This window comes from Microbulbifer mixtoriginis (SeqCode) (assembly GCF_052467945.1).
In genome coordinates this window covers 3,992,619-4,008,242 of the sequence record NZ_CP174328.1, presented here as the reverse complement: position 1 = coordinate 4,008,242, position 15,624 = coordinate 3,992,619, and the positions used below count along the sequence as shown (strand labels likewise).

Here is a 15,624-nt window from a genome sequence, read left to right as displayed (position 1 = left end):
CTTTACCCATGCGCATTCCGCGTATCTTCTCCCAGCAGGCCCTGGCCGGTGTTTCGCAAATCGAGTTGGATGAGGGCGCTTCCCGGCACCTGGTAAAAGTCCTGCGCCTCGGCGCCGGCCACCCGATGACTCTTTTCGACGGTTTGGGCGGCGAGTACAGCGCGGAATTGCTGGCAACGGGTAAGCGTGCACAAGTGGGTGTTGGTGCATTTCGCGAAGATAATCGCCAGTCGCCTCTGGCGTTAACCCTGGCAATTGGCATCTCCCGCGGTGACCGATTCGACTGGGTGATACAGAAGGCTACCGAGCTGGGGGTGGCGGCCATCCAACCGCTGTTTAGCGAACGCTGCGAAGTCAAACTATCCGGCGAGCGCCTGCAAAAAAAGCTTGGCCACTGGCGCCAGATTGCCATCAGCGCCTGTGAGCAGTGTGAGCGCAATCTGTTGCCGGAAATTGCCGAGCCGTTAAAACTACCGCACTATCTGCAGATCTCAGCACAACAGGGTGCACCACAAACCAAGCTGGTATTACACCACCGCACCGAGCTGGATCTGCGCCGCTGGGAAGCGGACAATGGCAAGCCGGATTCGGCCCTGTTGATGGTGGGGCCAGAGGGTGGATTGTCCCAGGCGGAGATTGATCTGGCCTTGGGCCACGGCTTTATGCCACTGCGCTTGGGACCGAGGGTTATGCGCACCGAAACCGCGCCTATCGCCGCACTGTCTGTATTACAGTTCCAATGGGGTGACCTGTAGGAGCCGGCGCAAGCCAAAATTGGATAGGATGAAAACCAGGAAGGGAAACTATGATTCGAGTAATTGTAGGGTTATTGGGTATCGCCATTGTCTTGTTGTCGCTGGCGGTTATTGCCAAGCCCAAGTTGGCGCAAACCATCAGTGAGCGACTCAGCGAAACGGGCTATTTCTTTTCCGCCTGGCTGCGCATCTTTATCGGTCTCTTCCTGCTGTTGATCGCTGACACGCGCCACTGGTATATCCTCTTCAACGCCCTGGGCGTATTGGTGCTGCTGAGTGGCGCCTATATGCTGCAAATGGGTTTTGAGCGCGGCAAGGCGCTGGCCATCAAAATCTCCCAGGGCAATGAAAACTTCCTGCGTATCAGCGGTATACTCGGTGTGGTTATCGGTATCATGCTGCTTTCAGCGCGCTGATTTTACGGGGTCCCATGTCTTCCATAGATTTGATCATTTTTGATTGCGACGGTGTGTTGGTGGATAGCGAGAGTATCGTCTGCCGCATACTCGCCGAAGAAATGAATAAGTTGGGTATGGCCACCACTGCGGAGGAGCTGGATGAGCAATTCAGCGGCCGGCCCGCCAGGGACTGCCTACTGGAAATCGAGAAGCGTTTCGGCGGCCCCCTGCCAGACAATTATTTTGGTAATACCGAGCGCCGTATTCGCGAAGCATTCCACGCCGAGTTGGAACCCGTAGTCGGTATTGAGGGCTTGCTTGATCACTTACAGCAGATCGGCATGCGCAGTTGCGTGGCCTCATCGGGCTCTCACCAGAAAATGCATCTCACCCTAAATAAAACCGGTCTCTACGACTACTTCGACGGCAGGATCTACAGTGCTGAGGATGTATCCCGCGGTAAACCTTGGCCGGAGCTGTTCCTGCATGCGGCCACCAGTATGGGGGTGGAGCCGGGGCGTTGTCTGGTCGTGGAGGATTCTAACGCCGGTGTGGAAGCTGCGGTAGCCGCTGGCATGCGCGTAGTCGGTTACAGCACCCATAAGCAGAGAGCGCCACAGCTGGAGCAGCGCGGTGCCCGGGTAGTTAGCGATATGATGTCGGTGTTGAACTTCCTCTAACCGCTAGATATCTCCTGCCGCCGGCAGCTTGTTCTACACTGAATTTGACGTCTGCAAACCGGAAGTTTTGTCTATGGCGGGCAAGCCTTTATTCGTCTGCTATCTCGCCCTGCTGGCGCTATTACTTGCCGGCTGCCCCACCCCCGATCCCAATAGGAAATACGCCCTTGAACCTCAGTCTGCGGTGCAGTCCGGAGACAGCGAGAAAGAGGCGAGGCAGGCGGCTCCCTTTGCCGATGATTTGGTGCGCTTTTTACGCGGAAATTCCCGTAAAGATGGGGATACTTTTAGATTGCGCCTGGAGTTTGACCCCGGTGGCTTTGCGCCGCGCATGGACAGCATCGCTGATCTGGAGGCGTTATTGGTGATCATGCGCGATTTCCCCGAGATGCGAATTACGATTGAGGGGCACACGGATAATGACGGTGACCCAAAGAAAAACCTGCACCTGTCTCAGTGGCGCGCAGACTGGGTGCGCAATTTCCTGATAGAGCGCGGTGTAGACGGTGAGCGTATGCGGGCCCAGGGCTATGGTGATACAGACCCTATCGCCGATAATGAAAGCAAGGCCGGGCAGAAAGAAAACCGACGTCTGGTTATCCGCGTCTTAAACTTCGACCGAATGCCCAGTAGATTGCCTCGATTAAAGACATCCCCTAGCCCATAAAATCAATAAAAAACCCGGCATTCAACGCCGGGTTTTTTATTATTGCAGCTGCAGAAAGATCTTTGTTCTCGGCATATCAGGAGGATGCCTTGCCCAGCGCTTCACCACCGTTTGCCGGTACCTGAAAAGGCTGGCCACTAATAACCTGGCGCATCAACTTCGCTCCCTGGCGCAAGCCGAGAATACTTTGAGCGGTTAATACCCCCGAGATCATTGCCCCGGCCACGCCGCAACTCATCACATCCTGGCCGGTGAGATAGAGTCCATTGAGTCGTGTCTTGGGTCTTAGCCAACGCTGTTCAAAACGTTTGGGATCGTGGTCGAGGCCATAAATTTCACCGCGTGGATAGAAGCAGAAATAATCTGTCGACAGCGGTGTGGATAATTCGTAGTAATCGATTTGCCCGCGCAGATGGGGGAAATGCTTGTAAAGGTGCTCCAATAAACGCTGGCTGAAGGCCTCTTTCAGGGCTTCATAGTCATCACCGCGCTTGCCCCAGGGTTTGTCATGCCACTGGGCGAACCAATCGTAGTTGGCTGGTGCAACGATTTCGATAGTGGCGCGCCCAGGATAGCGCTGGGTAAAGGTGGGGTCCTTGGCCGAGGGGAAAGAGATATAGGCTAGCGGAATATCTTTGTCGCTATCCTGCAGGAAGGCCTGCATATCCTCCTCGTAGTTCTCACTGGTATAGAGCCAGTAATTGGTTTTCGGTAGTTGTAGTTCTTCGGCGGTCTTTTCCAGGCCGATATACAGGCACAGGTGAGACATAGATGGAGTGACGGTTTTCAGGTCGCGCAGGTAACCGAGGCGCTCACTGGCACTCTGGGGCAGTAATTTTTCGAAAGTATTGAATACTCCCGCTCCGGAAATCACCACGGGCGCCTCAATTTCGGTGCCATCGCTCATGCGCAGGCCGCGAACCTTATTGCCATCTAACAGAATGGTCTCCACCTTGGCATAGGTAAATACATCGCCGCCACTGGCCTGAATTTGCGGAATAATGGTCTCGGAAATCTTGCTGGCACCGCCCACGGGGTAGTAACCCCCATACAAATAATGTTTGGCAATCAGGGCGTGAATAATAAAACTGCTCTGTGCCGGCGCCATGCCGTTGTCGCCCCACTGGCCAGTGAGTACGGAGATCAGTTTCTCGTTGTTGGTGATTTCAGCCAGCACTTCGCGGGTGGTTTTGTTCAGCCAGGAGGGGTCGCGCAGTTTACGCCAAAGCCGCAGGAGAAGGCCGCACCAGCCGGGAAACAGCTTCTCCATCGCAATGCGTTGCATGGATTTGGCCACCTCGTTGAGGCGGCCCAGATAGCGCTCGATATTTTCCCGCTCGTCGGGAAAATGTTTAACCAGTTCATCGATAAACGTTTGGCGACCGGCGCGCAGATCAAACTGCTCTTCGCCGATACAAATGCGATCGTAGGTGTCGTCCATCGGCGCCCAATGCAACTTACCCCCGCTGATAAAGTCGAAAATCCGGCCTGTCATGGTCGGGTGCTCGCCCACATCGCCAATGTAGTGCACGCCGACATCCCACTCGTAGCCATTGCGGTCGTAGGCATGGGTATAGCCGCCGGCGGTGTAGTGCTGTTCCAGGACCAGTACCTTCTTACCGGTGGCACTCAGCATAGCCGCAGTAGTCAGGCCGCCGATTCCAGAGCCGATTACCAGGGCATCGTAGGGGCCGTTCAAGCGACTGGCACGGTAACGCTGGCCAATACGCAGGCGGCTGGGCTTGGGGGCACTGCGTTTCTTCTCGGTGGTTTCGGACATGGTGGCCTCATCACTATTGTTTTTATCTCTCAACCATATCGTTCAAATATTGACTATGCAACAAGTTGCATATTTTTGATCTTGCTGGTCGGCTTGTACTTCTAATGAAAAGAAATATACACTTTGTATATGGATAATATATGCGGTGTATAAAATGGGTATCGTTAAGATCTCGGATGAATTACATGATGAAATCCGTAAAGCGAGTACAACATTGGCGCGTTCTATTAACGCCCAGGCCGAGTATTGGATAAAGATCGGCATGTTGGCCGAGCTGAATCCAAAGCTCAGTTACAGCCAGTTGTGCAAGAAACTACTGCGCACCGAATCATTTACTCTGGAAGAGCTCACTCGTGAATAACATAAAAATAAAGACCGCCAGGGAGCAGGCGTTGATGCGTAACTCCGGTGAATTATTGAGCCGGGTGTTCGCCATGCTCGATGGTATTGTGAAGCCGGGTATTACTACCATGGAAATTAACGACCGGGTGGAAACGTTTATTACCCGGGAGTTGCAGGCGCGCCCAGCCAGCAAAGGGCAATACGACTATCCCTACTCTCTCAATACTTCGATTAATGAGGTGGTTTGCCACGGCATGCCACGGGAGGGGCAGGTGTTGCGCGATGGCGATATCGTCAACGTGGATATAACCCTGGAAAAGTCCGGTTATATCGCCGATTCCAGCAAGATGTATATGATCGGTAATGTGACTCCCATTGCCAAAAAACTGGTGCAGTGTTGCTACGATGCCATGTGGGCCGGTATTCACACCGTAAAACCCAGCGCGACTTTTGGTGATGTGGGCCATACGATTCAACAGTATGTTGAAAAGCGCGGGTTCAGTGTGGTGCGTGAATACTGTGGCCATGGTATTGGCCGTGAAATGCATGAAGAACCCCAGGTAATGCACTTTGGCCGAGCGGGCAGCGGAGCTGTTTTACGCGAGGGAATGACATTTACGATTGAGCCCATGATCAATCAGGGTAATCGCAAAACCAAACTCAAAAAAGATGGTTGGACCGTGGTGACCAAAGATGGCAGGCTCTCCGCGCAGTGGGAGCACACAGTGCTGGTTACGGCGAATGGATATGAAGTGCTGACTTTGCGGGAAGAGGAAAAGAAGAGTTAGAGGAGAGGCTAATTTCTTCGCTTTCATAGCACGTAGAAAGTAATTCTCTACGTGCTATGCGCTTGATCTAGCGCTCGGACTCAGGATATCTGTTCTGAACTCACTCCACTGTCAGTGGAAGTTTCCTTTGCTACCCAATCGAGCAATTTTTTAGCGCGTGATCGAACCTTGTGATTGTGGGACCAGGCCAGAGTTTTCTCCAGAAATGGTTTTGCAAGCTTTGGCTTTTTAAGTTTTGCGAGGTGAAAGCCAATAGCGCTATTTATTTCAATACTATTTGGATTCTTCTGATAGGCTGCCATCATGGTTTTCAGTGCGGCAACACTTTCGCCTTTGTACTGCTGAGCCATCCATTTGTACTGGTAAGCCGATAGGGAAGCCGGATTTAGCGCTATAGCCATATCTGCATAATGCACCGTTTTGGTATAGCTCCCCTCATCCCATTGCCGGGATTCAAGCGTATCATGTAAGCTATATAAATGGTAAACAGATAGATTCGTTGCCGCTGTATGATTCAAATCAGATATTTCTGATAATTCCTGAAGTAAAGCCTGTGCCGCAGTCTCCTGCTGATTGTGCATTAATAGATTCGCTTTCAGAGCGATAACTCCTGGTAACTTGGCAGCATCTTTTTTTACTTTATTCAGATAGCTTAACGCCTGATCATATCTTTCAAGGTCAACCGCTCGCTCCGCCAATAATAGGGATTTTTCATTATGGTTCAGTTTGCGCTTTTCGATTTTAAAGACGTTTTTGGTTAGATTAACCTTGTAGCCCGACAGACGCCGTTCTTTTAGGTGGCGAGTTAATGCGATATCTAAATCTTCCTCTCGGATATCATAATGTTGTGTAAAGAGATCTAGTGGATCTCCTCCATTATTGATATCTGCCAGGTAATTTTTGGTTTTTTCATGATATGCATTTTTTCTGGCATCTTCGCTAAAAAATAAATAATGTAATAATAACCATGCACTGGCGTAATACTGGTTAGCATGTTTCCAACCTTTCCTGTTGTAGTTTGGTTGGAGAATTTCCCTGGCTTTCAAAGTGCCTTCTTCCAGAGAGTAAGCTCTCCACTCCGGAACGTTGCCGATGGTGATGGAATCCTGATCAATAGTCGCACTGGCTAATAATTCTGCGAAACCCTCTGAATACCACCTGGGGTAACGCATGGAACCGCGCTCACGCATAAGATGGTGAACATATTCATGAAACATGATTGCTTGGCCGTTCAATATGCCACGTTTGTTTTCCTGGGAAAAAATTAAGGGGCCATCGATGGTATTGATGTAGAAGCCTGCGATACTTCTTTTTCCGGAGAATTTTTCAAATTCTCTAGACTTATTAAAGTGATAGACCCTAAGCCTAGAGTTTTCAGGACGATCTTCCATGCCTGTTACCATAAGTGAGGCGCTGCGAAATTTTTCCAGCTCGCGCAATAAGGCCTCAGTTTTTTTCGATGAAACATCGGAGTAGACGGTAAAGTTAGTGCTTTTATATTCCCGCCAATCTCTTGCGTAGGCTGATACCGTTAAGACGGATAGCAATAGAAAGGATATAAGGCAGTAAACTCTGCTTTTCATGGAATATCTCTAATAAAAGTGCGGAGAGGCTTGAGCCAATTAAAGGGGCGGGATTTTATAGGGGCATATACGTTTAGTACATGCCAAATCATATGGCCATTTGGTATAGGTGTAGTCTACCCTGCTTTTCTTGGCTTGTGGCGACAATATGTTTCTCAGTTTTTGACGTTGGCTTTTACAGTGTCTTTATCTGAGATTAAATTGTTGACGAATATCATGAATCAGTATTTGCCTCGAACTCTTATGCCGCTCATGGGGTGCGAAAAGGCTGCTGGCGCTCTCTAGCAGGTCAACAGCCCTCTGTAATTTTTGTAGGCCTATTCTGCTGAGATTCCCCTCTTTTGTTAACTCCTTGATCACTATAGAGGCCAGCTCTTTACGGGCTATATCCTCGGGGAGTCCGCTTTTGGTGCATAGCCCATAAGTACCATCGATAAAGTGTTTCCATTCGCTTTCGATATGTGTGGTAAGCCCCTTGTTCATTTTTATGTCAGAACAACTATGGCCAATAGACTTTAACTGATAGATTGTATCCGTGTATCTTGTTTTAAATAAATCAAAAATCTGTTTTGGATTATTTTGTAGCCGAAGGTCTTTTAACCAGGATACATAACCTTTGGCGTAGAACTCTCGGTTATGGGATTCATTATGGGTGCCGAAGAATGAATGGCATTGCAGGCCCAGCACCATCGTGTAGGAAGCTTTAGGCATCACAAGGGCATTCTGGTAGCTTACAAACTCTTCCTGCCTTAAACTGCTTAGCGATAGCAGCTCCTCTTTACTATAAAAGTGACTCTGTAAATATTCTATTAATTCCATAAGTACACACCCGAATGTGCCGTTGCGATCAGATTGGCAGTGCAGCTTGACATAAACCTTACGGCAACACTTCGATGGAGGGCGTAGTATATAAGTCGGGCTATAGATTATATGTAGCGAATTTAGGGAAGCTCTAAGTAGCGATTTATTGTTATTAAAGTTCGAGCCGCTTCCCTGCGACTGAATGCTTTATTAAGATTTTTTAAATAAAATTGTTAACCTTGTTAATCAATCCTGAAGAAATAATATATCTGTACGAATAATATATTTTATTCCACGAGTAATTGCCGTTGAGCTGTGGATCCTATGCAAGGGGTGCATACCATGGGGGAAACACAGTACGGATCCAGCGGGGGTTTTTACATCAATATCCATCATGGAGTGCCGGCTGGGCTGTTGGTAGGGGTTATCTGCATTGACACGAAAACGTGTGGCGCCGCCGTCAAAATCTTCACTGAGTAAAACTAGAAAAGTCATTTCGCTAAAACGGTCTGGAAAACCATTAGCGACCAACTGGCCATCTATGATTCGGCTGCCCGGCCAGGCTCCATCGGTGTGAAATTGAAAGTAATCACCTTCGCCATAACGATAAAAGCGAAAACGCTGATTGAGTCCCACTGGCTCCCGCCCTTCAAAGTAGCCATTGGGGTCCTGCATAAAAGCGCTGCACCGCTGCCAGATTAGCCGTTCGGTAGTTTCATCTACTACCCAGGTAAGGCTGTCGTTATGGCGTACCTCCCTGGGCAAAGAAACGGCGGCATCTGGCAGATAACCGATATTTTCAGTGATATCGATGAGGCGCTGGCATTCCTCACTGGAAAATACATTGAGTAATTGAAAAGCGCCGGGCACCTCGGCAATTTCTCTGCGCTGAACCAAAGACGGGGCGTTACCCTTTAGTGAGGCTGGGTTTGCCAGTCGTGCGGCCCAGGTGGGCAGAGCAGGATGCTCCGCACCGGGTTCCCTGGCGATAATAAAGAAATCCTGCTCAAGGCTGTTGTTGGCCTCAGTTGATGGGTTCATCGCAATGTCTTGAGAACTTGGCATAATGACTTCGTCCAAAATATCTGCACTCGAGTTTTTTAATTAATGATTAATAAGGGTGAGCTGGGCAAATTGTCGGTGTCCCTCAGCCCCGCCGTGGTAGCCAAAACCACTCTGCTTGGCACCTACCCATGGTGTTCCACCGGCCCCCTGGTTAATACCAATCATGCCCGCCTGTAGTTGATTCGCGACTTCCTGGACATCTGCTTTGCCAAATACCACGGCGCCCAAGCCGTATACAGAGTCGTTGGCTCTGTGAATCCCCTCTTCAATGGTGCTGAACCGGTCTATTGCGACTACCGGGCCAAAAGTTTCCTCGTCCTCAAGTTGCATACCCGGTTTGATACCACTGATGACCGTGGGAGGAATAAAAGGAAGCTCGGGGGATTTTTCTCCCAGCAAAAGCGTTGCGCCCTTCTCTATGGCGTCATGAATATGCCGAACCACTTTTTGATGCTGACGGGGATTGACCAATGGCCCTATATCGACATCCCCTTCTGGCCAACCACCGGTGCGATAATTTTTTGCAATGGCAACCACCGCTCGCTCAAACTGGTCCGCGATACGCTCGTCTACATAAACACGTTCAGTTGAAGTGCACATTTGTCCGGCATTTTCAAAGCTGGAAGCCACGGCGAATTGTGCGGCGCGGTGAATATCGGCGCTGGCCAAAACCAGCATGGGATCATTGCCGCCCAATTCCATGATCAGGCGCTTTAACTTGGGAGCGGCATTGGCCATGATGGCCTGGCCGGTTGCACGGGAGCCGGTGAAAGCAACCATATTGATGTCCGCTTTGACCAGGGCTTCTCCGGTTTTTCCATCTCCATGGGCAATCTGTAATACTCCGCTGGGCAGCGATTGGTTCAGAGTTTTTACCAGTAGGTCTGCAACCAGAGGGGTTTCTTCGGAGGGTTTTAAAATCACGCTGTTGCCGGCAATCAGTGCCGGTACGATCAGGTTATTGGCCATCGCCAGAGGGTAATTCCAGGGGGAAATAACCGCGACCACGCCCAACGGACGATATTGAATTTCACTATTACCCTGGCGCTGGCTGCGCAGGGCCTCACCGGAATCTCCGGCCAACCAGGGGCCACTGTGGATGGCACCACCCGCCTCGTAGCTGGCCCGCCGCGCATCTTTGCCCATCTCACGGCTGATCAGTTTTGCCAATTTCGCCTGTATGGGTTCAAGCTGCTTATAGGCTTGTTGTACAAGCTGTACACGCTGCTGAATGGATTTTTTGCCCCACTCAACCTGTGCCTGCTTTGCCTGCTGCAGCAATCCTTTTAAATCGTCTTCATAACAAATAGCGACGCTACCGATAACTTCGTTATTTAAAGGATCTGTTGAGTTCAGGGTTTTATTCATGGGGTTTTGATCGATATTTCAATTTAATTAATGTTTAAACAACGCGATAGTGCGAATTTCCAGGCTGGTACGCCGGGGAGCATTTTCGCTTTCCGGTAAGTCGAAGGCGCTATGGGGACTGCCGGTAATCACATCGCTGTGTTCGCTATCAAAAACCCGCAGTAGCAACCCTTCGCCGGGGCGCATACCACTAAACCAAACCCAGCGGTGTTGAGGGTTGGAGCTGATGACAGAAATCTGCCCCTCCCGCTCTGGATAAATCAGGCGCATTTTGTGGAAATCCGCTGCTTCCACGCTGCGCAGATCCGCCATAGCCAGGGGGGACTCTTCAACCCGATGCAGCAGCGGCAGCCACAAGTTCACAAACTTAAACCGGGGAAAATCGTCCGGATTTAAGCCGTATTCCGGTAGCGTCTGCTTGAGCTGGCGCTGGGCAGACCAGGGCGTGTAATCGTTGTGCGCGATTTTTACCGGGGCGCGGCGACTGCGGCTCTGCTCAGCGATGGCGTCTGCTTTAGTCTGAGCGCGCAGCGTGTGATCGAAGGTCACAACCTGGTCCGCCCCCAAATAAGCAGCCAGCCATCGCTCAATCGCCGGATACCACTGAGTACGGATCAAGGTGTCTCGGGATTCTGGCGAAAGCACTGTGCTATTGGCTGAAGGCTTGTTGCTATCCAGCGCTTTTAAAGTGTCATCCAGCTGGTGCAGGTCGATACCGAGGCTGGGCTCTACCAGCTCAAACCCCTGTTCGTCCAAACGGAAGGTCTCCCCCGCAGCCTGCAGTTGCCTGCCGTCATGAACTGTCACCAGGTGGGGGATTACCTGATCGATCAGGCTAGCGGGGCCGGGGCCTGTATGGCGTTGGTCGTAGACCAGCTCTGCGCTGGGGTCTGCGTAGTTGATACTTGCCCGCATTAAGCCCGGTGTCGATGATTGCAGAGTCGCGCCTGGCATAGTGGGTTCCTCACTCATGAAGGTCTATGTATCGGCAATGCTAGGCTGGAGCAGATACAATGAAAATCAAGTAACGATTGTGAGTGATACAGGTTTGACTAGGGGCAACAGAGACGATCGCCTGGACCGGCTTGAACTAAAGCAACTGCGGTTGCTGCAGGCAATTCTGCGGGAGTTAAATTTATCCCGGGTGGCCGACCAGCTCGGTGTGACTCAGCAGACCGTGAGTGAACAGCTCAAGCGACTGCGGGAGATCTTTGGCGACCGCTTATTTATTCGGACCAGCAATGGAGTGGTAGCCACTCCCCTGGCAGAACGGCTGGCACCGAGGATCGATAGCGTGTTAAACGAAATCGCCTCACTGTTGCGTGGGCACGAATTTCTGCCGGCCGAGTACACCGGTATTTTTACTATCAGTGCCACCGACTTTGAACAGCGAGTGGTATTGCCGGGGCTGCTGAAAAAACTGCGTGAACAGGCCCCGGGCCTCAAAGTGGTTGTACTCAAGCTGGAAATCGACCGCATGGCGCAGCAGCTGCAAACCGGTGAGGTAGATTTGGTCTTCAGTACACCCGGTTTTGTGCCGGACAACTGCCCGACAATGCTGCTATATCGAGAGCACTATGTTTGCGTGTGCTGCCGCCATGCAAAAATACCCGGCCAGTTAACAGGGGAAACCCTGGCATTGGCACAGTTGGCGGCGCTACCGCAATTGGTGGTGTCTCCCTCCCGCGGAGAACTGCGTGGCATGGCCGATACCTGGTTCGAGGAGTTTGGCCTGCAGCGCAATGTGGTGTTGTCGGTTCCCTCTTTTGCCGCTGCAGCCGAATGTATTGCCTCCACCAATACCGTGGCTTTCCTGCCGTCGCGCCTGTTGCCCGATGAGCGCCTGAGTACCCTGCCGATTGCCGACCAGCCCCCCGGTTTCGATGTGATCGCCGCCTGGCACAGTCGCAGCGGGCAGGATCCGCTGCATAAATGGATCAGGGAGTTATTGGCGCAGCAATTTGCTCCAGCGACGGATCATCAGTAAAAACGCGCAAGAGTATTCTTTAGCGGCCTCGCTATTAGATAAAGCATTGGTGTTGAATGTGGGTAAACAGGCCGTAGTATTTTTAGAGTGGTGAACGATCTACCCCTTGCCCTTTTTCACTAGGGACTCACGGTGTCATCTTTCTGCAACCACTCTTACCAATCATTGCCTGGGATTGCGTGATCGCCCTCACTTGATCTGACTAAAGAGTTTTGCTCTAGAGTTGCAGGATACTGGTGGCTTTCCTTTTGGGTGCCGAGTTAATGAATTTGAATCTGGTAATTCTCGTATGAATTATGGTTCCAATGTTTACCTGTTCAGGATGGTGGAATCCCTGGGCCTGTTGATGCGCACGCGCCTGTGGATGCAAATCCTGTTGGCTATGGTGCTGGGGCTCGGTATTGGGCTGCTGCTGTCGCCGGAAGGGGCTGGGCTGGTCGATGAGAATCTCAGCGTAATATTGGCCAGCTGGTTCAAGCTGCCCGGTGCCCTATTCCTGAATATGATCCAAATGGTGGTGATTCCACTGGTGGTCTCCTCCATTATCCTCGGGCTCTGTGGCAGTGGAAATGTATCCCAGCTCAAGCGGGTTGGCCTGCGTATAGCGCCCTATTTTATTGCCACCACCACAGTAGCGGTGGTTATCGGCATAGTCCTGGCCCAATTTATTCAACCGGGTAACTATATCGATGAGGCCCTGCTCACGGCAGCTACTGAATTACCCGGCAGCCCACCACCACAGATGCTGGAATCCAAGCCGCTACCGGAGCGAATTGCCGAACTGATTCCGGCCAACCTGAATCAGAGCATCGCCATGCGCAATATGCTGCAGCTGGTGGTTTACGCGATTTTCACCGGAGTGGCAGTGATGTTGCTGCCGCAAAAGCAGCGTGAAACTGCAGTCTATGCCTTCGGCATAGTGCAGGAAATCGCCTTGAAAATAGTCGGTTGGGCCATGCTGTTCGCGCCGCTGGCGGTATTCGGATTATTGGCGGATATCGCCATTCGCGTGGGCTTAACGGCGATAGTGGGGATGTCTGTCTATGTAGGCACGGTTATTCTGGGGCTACTAATCCTACTGCTGTTCTACCTGTTGATTGTCGCACTGGCCACGCCAATGCGGCCTTTGAGCTTCCTGCAGCGCATCAGCGGCGTTCAGCTACTGGCCTTTTCCACTTCCAGCTCCGCGGCCGTTATGCCGCTTTCAATGCGCACTGCCGAGACTTCCCTGGGAGTGAAACCTTCCATAGCCAAATTTATTGTGCCCCTTGGCGCTACGGTGAATATGGACGGCACCGCGCTCTATCAGGTGATAGCGGCTGTATTCCTAACTCAGGTTTATGGAATTGATCTCAGTACCGCCCAACTGGTTGGGTTGACGTTAACAACTGTGGGGGCCTCCATCGGCTCGCCCAGTACGCCGGGCGTGGGTATCGTTATTCTCGCGACAATTCTTGCTGGTATTGGTGTTCCTCCTGAGGGCATTGCCTTGATTATTGGTGTAGATAGGATTCTGGATATGTGTCGAACCGCAGTAAATGTCACAGGCGACCTGACTGCTTGTCTGGTGATGGATAAGTTACTGGGGAGCGATAACCTGGAGGAAGTGACCACTCAGGTGGCCTGAATTATGACAATATATGTGGGGAGAATTCCTGGAATGTTATGCAGTGATCTATTGCATTGAGCTGCTTAAAATATAAGCAAAATATTTGATTCTTTTTTATGCTTAGCCAAAAAGTCATCAATACTTTTTAAGAATAGCTTTATGAGCCCTTGGGAAAATGAATTAATTGCTCACTTTATTGGATGTGTTTTAATTAAAGGAAACAAATCACTTGTTAAGCAGAAAACCTTTTTTATTTTTAGGGGGTTGATTGTTTTATATAAGGTATGATTTTTTCAACGTTGTGTTTAATTATTTTCTTCTTTTAATTTTTCAATAAGTAAGTCTACTCCCTGTTCAATAGCGCTTAATGTTTTTTTAAAGTCACTTAAGCCCCCAAAATAGGGGTCTGGTATGTTTTTTTTTGTTGTGTCTCCAGCAAAGTCTAAGAATAGATACAGTTTTGATTGATATTGGATTGGAGAAAGAGATTTAAGTGATTTTAGCGTCTCATTGTCCATTGCCAATATATAATCAAACCTAGAAAAGTCTCCCTCTCGGACCTGCCTTGCATGGAAATTTCTGAATGAATAGCCGTTATCCTCACCTAGTTTCAACGCTCGCTGGTCGGGCCTTTCGCCAACATGTTGATTAATAATTCCTGCAGAATCTACCAAAAAAGAAAATCCTGCGAGTTGTGCTTTGGTGCGAAAGACTGACTCGGCAAGAGGAGATCGACAGATATTACCTAAGCAGACAAACAATATCGAATAGCGAGGTTTGATATTCAAGTTAAATCCTTTTTAAATTAACCTGTAGTTTTGCAGGGTCTCTAATACAGAATGTCATTTTCTTTTAAGTGCATATCATTTATTGCCGATTCAACGGTTTGATAACTATGGTGAGAGACAGGGCTAAGCCCTTGCATGCCCCTCCAAAAAATGCTTAAAGACTTTCTAATTTCAGGATCTTTGACAACTTCGATAAGCCCTTTTTGTATCAGGTTAAAAGAGATGCTCTCTGGCAAGGGAATTTTATTTATAACTAATGGGTCAGTATAGATTTTCTCTCTATGCAATTGAACTAACTTGTCTTCTGCATCGGCGTACGTTTCACCCAGTGATTTGATTACTGCTTCATGGCCGGTACCTATATCGGCCTCTCCTAAGTATACTGCTTTTGCCGCCAAATTTTGGCACCCGGCGAAAATTGACTTTTTGAAATGCAGAAATGGATGAATATTAAGTCTTTTTAAATGAGCTGCAGGGATTAAGAAGCTGGATGTGGAAAATCTATTTCCATAAGCAATCCTGAATTTTCCTGGATTTTTCTTTAAGTCAGAGAGGGACTTGATGCCGGATTCCTTGTTGACATAAATCTGCGAAAAATAATACGTGTCTTTTTTGCTATTTTCTGAGCGGTATGCAGCACAGGCAGGTATTATATGGTTGTTTTTTTTATGGGCAAAAATATATTCTACAGGCTTCATTAGGGCAATTTGAGAGTGATCATTACACATGTCATCATATTGCTCTAGGACAGTCATGCCATCCCTTACATTAATAAGAACTGTTCCGGTTGAATTTTCTGACAGCCAGACAGCTAATTTTTTTGAAAATAAATTAATGGTTGTGTGTATTTTTGATGGGGAGGAACCCTGATAAAAATCATTATAGTAAGTCAGATTTAAAATAGTCATGTAGGGCCACTTTGAGCTCTATATACCTACTACAAATAGGTGTTGCCTTTTAATTTTTTAATAAGATAAATTTCCTTGTTTGGCGTTTAAATCCCCAATTGATAG

16 protein-coding genes are annotated in these 15,624 nt (G+C 49.5%); 8 read left to right on the top strand and 8 right to left on the bottom strand.

Going from position 1 to position 15,624, the window contains the following annotated elements:
- Positions 1-8: 8 nt before the first annotated feature.
- From ACJJIJ_RS17365 to ACJJIJ_RS17350, 4 genes are all read left to right on the top strand, one after another.
- Positions 9-755 carry a 16S rRNA (uracil(1498)-N(3))-methyltransferase gene (locus ACJJIJ_RS17365; protein ID WP_444938007.1) on the top strand — a complete coding sequence of 249 codons (747 nt, stop codon included), beginning with the start codon at positions 9-11 and terminating at the stop codon, positions 753-755.
- 50 nt (positions 756-805) lie between these two features.
- Entirely contained in the window at positions 806-1,171 is a 366-nt protein-coding gene (locus ACJJIJ_RS17360; protein ID WP_252083806.1) for a hypothetical protein, read from the top strand.
- Between the two features lie 14 nt (positions 1,172-1,185).
- Complete coding sequence (locus ACJJIJ_RS17355; RefSeq protein WP_252083804.1) at positions 1,186-1,833, top strand: HAD family hydrolase; 648 nt, start codon at positions 1,186-1,188, stop codon at positions 1,831-1,833.
- 73 nt (positions 1,834-1,906) lie between these two features.
- The gene (locus ACJJIJ_RS17350) at positions 1,907-2,500 is read left to right on the top strand and encodes an OmpA family protein (protein WP_444938006.1); all 594 of its coding nucleotides are present in this window, start codon (positions 1,907-1,909) and stop codon (positions 2,498-2,500) included.
- 76 nt (positions 2,501-2,576) lie between these two features.
- On the opposite strand, the gene ACJJIJ_RS17345 is transcribed toward ACJJIJ_RS17350, so the two are convergent.
- Positions 2,577-4,280 (bottom strand): phytoene desaturase family protein, encoded by a 1,704-nt coding sequence (locus tag ACJJIJ_RS17345; protein ID WP_444938005.1) that lies wholly within the window; start codon positions 4,278-4,280, stop codon positions 2,577-2,579.
- A 154-nt stretch (positions 4,281-4,434) separates the two neighbouring features.
- Here ACJJIJ_RS17345 and ACJJIJ_RS17340 point away from each other — a divergent pair, with 154 nt between their 5' ends.
- Together ACJJIJ_RS17340 and map are read left to right on the top strand one after the other, a co-directional pair.
- The gene (locus tag ACJJIJ_RS17340; protein WP_444938004.1) at positions 4,435-4,641 is read left to right on the top strand and encodes a ParD-like family protein; all 207 of its coding nucleotides are present in this window, start codon (positions 4,435-4,437) and stop codon (positions 4,639-4,641) included.
- A complete protein-coding gene (gene map, locus ACJJIJ_RS17335) occupies positions 4,634-5,410 on the top strand; it encodes a type I methionyl aminopeptidase (RefSeq protein WP_444938003.1) in 777 nt (258 codons plus the stop codon). The genes ACJJIJ_RS17340 and map overlap by 8 nt, the downstream gene beginning before the upstream one ends.
- A gap of 80 nt (positions 5,411-5,490) precedes the next feature.
- On the opposite strand, the gene ACJJIJ_RS17330 is transcribed toward map, so the two are convergent.
- The 5 genes from ACJJIJ_RS17330 to ACJJIJ_RS17310 all read right to left on the bottom strand — a co-directional run bounded on the left by ACJJIJ_RS17330 (position 5,491) and on the right by ACJJIJ_RS17310 (position 11,181).
- Positions 5,491-6,993: a tetratricopeptide repeat protein gene (locus tag ACJJIJ_RS17330; protein WP_252083796.1), complete on the bottom strand. Its 1,503-nt coding sequence runs from the start codon at positions 6,991-6,993 to the stop codon at positions 5,491-5,493.
- A 186-nt stretch (positions 6,994-7,179) separates the two neighbouring features.
- Positions 7,180-7,812 (bottom strand): DUF6058 family natural product biosynthesis protein, encoded by a 633-nt coding sequence (locus tag ACJJIJ_RS17325; protein ID WP_252083795.1) that lies wholly within the window; start codon positions 7,810-7,812, stop codon positions 7,180-7,182.
- Positions 7,813-8,040: 228 nt separating this feature from the next.
- Positions 8,041-8,859: a prolyl hydroxylase family protein gene (locus tag ACJJIJ_RS17320; RefSeq protein WP_444938002.1), complete on the bottom strand. Its 819-nt coding sequence runs from the start codon at positions 8,857-8,859 to the stop codon at positions 8,041-8,043.
- 39 nt (positions 8,860-8,898) lie between these two features.
- Positions 8,899-10,227 carry an aldehyde dehydrogenase family protein gene (locus tag ACJJIJ_RS17315; protein WP_444938001.1) on the bottom strand — a complete coding sequence of 443 codons (1,329 nt, stop codon included), beginning with the start codon at positions 10,225-10,227 and terminating at the stop codon, positions 8,899-8,901.
- Positions 10,228-10,254: 27 nt separating this feature from the next.
- Positions 10,255-11,181, bottom strand: coding sequence for a CmcJ/NvfI family oxidoreductase (locus tag ACJJIJ_RS17310; RefSeq protein ID WP_444938000.1), 927 nt, complete (start codon positions 11,179-11,181; stop codon positions 10,255-10,257).
- 16 nt (positions 11,182-11,197) lie between these two features.
- Here ACJJIJ_RS17310 and ACJJIJ_RS17305 point away from each other — a divergent pair, with 16 nt between their 5' ends.
- Both ACJJIJ_RS17305 and ACJJIJ_RS17300 read left to right on the top strand, forming a co-directional pair.
- Positions 11,198-12,214 (top strand): LysR family transcriptional regulator, encoded by a 1,017-nt coding sequence (locus ACJJIJ_RS17305; RefSeq protein WP_252083791.1) that lies wholly within the window; start codon positions 11,198-11,200, stop codon positions 12,212-12,214.
- A gap of 289 nt (positions 12,215-12,503) precedes the next feature.
- On the top strand, positions 12,504-13,841 hold the full coding sequence (locus ACJJIJ_RS17300; protein WP_252083790.1) for a dicarboxylate/amino acid:cation symporter: 1,338 nt from the start codon (positions 12,504-12,506) through the stop codon (positions 13,839-13,841).
- A gap of 287 nt (positions 13,842-14,128) precedes the next feature.
- Here ACJJIJ_RS17300 and ACJJIJ_RS17295 read toward each other — a convergent pair whose 3' ends face one another.
- Entirely contained in the window at positions 14,129-14,611 is a 483-nt protein-coding gene (locus ACJJIJ_RS17295) for a low molecular weight protein-tyrosine-phosphatase (RefSeq protein ID WP_252083789.1), read from the bottom strand.
- Between the two features lie 41 nt (positions 14,612-14,652).
- Positions 14,653-15,519 carry a PhnD/SsuA/transferrin family substrate-binding protein gene (locus tag ACJJIJ_RS17290; RefSeq protein ID WP_444937999.1) on the bottom strand — a complete coding sequence of 289 codons (867 nt, stop codon included), beginning with the start codon at positions 15,517-15,519 and terminating at the stop codon, positions 14,653-14,655.
- Positions 15,520-15,624: the final 105 nt, after the last annotated feature.

What these genes read in the sequence shown, in the direction of transcription:
- ACJJIJ_RS17365 (WP_444938007.1), top strand. Translation starts at nt 9, where the DNA reads ATGCGCATTCCGCGTATCTTCTCCCAGCAGGCCCTGGCCGGTGTTTCG.
- ACJJIJ_RS17360 (WP_252083806.1), top strand. Translation starts at nt 806, where the DNA reads ATGATTCGAGTAATTGTAGGGTTATTGGGTATCGCCATTGTCTTGTTG.
- ACJJIJ_RS17355 (WP_252083804.1), top strand. Translation starts at nt 1,186, where the DNA reads ATGTCTTCCATAGATTTGATCATTTTTGATTGCGACGGTGTGTTGGTG.
- ACJJIJ_RS17350 (WP_444938006.1), top strand. Translation starts at nt 1,907, where the DNA reads ATGGCGGGCAAGCCTTTATTCGTCTGCTATCTCGCCCTGCTGGCGCTA.
- ACJJIJ_RS17345 (WP_444938005.1), bottom strand. Translation starts at nt 4,280, where the DNA reads ATGTCCGAAACCACCGAGAAGAAACGCAGTGCCCCCAAGCCCAGCCGC.
- ACJJIJ_RS17340 (WP_444938004.1), top strand. Translation starts at nt 4,435, where the DNA reads ATGGGTATCGTTAAGATCTCGGATGAATTACATGATGAAATCCGTAAA.
- ACJJIJ_RS17330 (WP_252083796.1), bottom strand. Translation starts at nt 6,993, where the DNA reads ATGAAAAGCAGAGTTTACTGCCTTATATCCTTTCTATTGCTATCCGTC.
- ACJJIJ_RS17325 (WP_252083795.1), bottom strand. Translation starts at nt 7,812, where the DNA reads ATGGAATTAATAGAATATTTACAGAGTCACTTTTATAGTAAAGAGGAG.
- ACJJIJ_RS17320 (WP_444938002.1), bottom strand. Translation starts at nt 8,859, where the DNA reads ATGCCAAGTTCTCAAGACATTGCGATGAACCCATCAACTGAGGCCAAC.
- ACJJIJ_RS17315 (WP_444938001.1), bottom strand. Translation starts at nt 10,227, where the DNA reads ATGAATAAAACCCTGAACTCAACAGATCCTTTAAATAACGAAGTTATC.
- ACJJIJ_RS17310 (WP_444938000.1), bottom strand. Translation starts at nt 11,181, where the DNA reads ATGCCAGGCGCGACTCTGCAATCATCGACACCGGGCTTAATGCGGGCA.
- ACJJIJ_RS17305 (WP_252083791.1), top strand. Translation starts at nt 11,198, where the DNA reads ATGAAGGTCTATGTATCGGCAATGCTAGGCTGGAGCAGATACAATGAA.
- ACJJIJ_RS17300 (WP_252083790.1), top strand. Translation starts at nt 12,504, where the DNA reads ATGAATTATGGTTCCAATGTTTACCTGTTCAGGATGGTGGAATCCCTG.
- ACJJIJ_RS17290 (WP_444937999.1), bottom strand. Translation starts at nt 15,519, where the DNA reads ATGACTATTTTAAATCTGACTTACTATAATGATTTTTATCAGGGTTCC.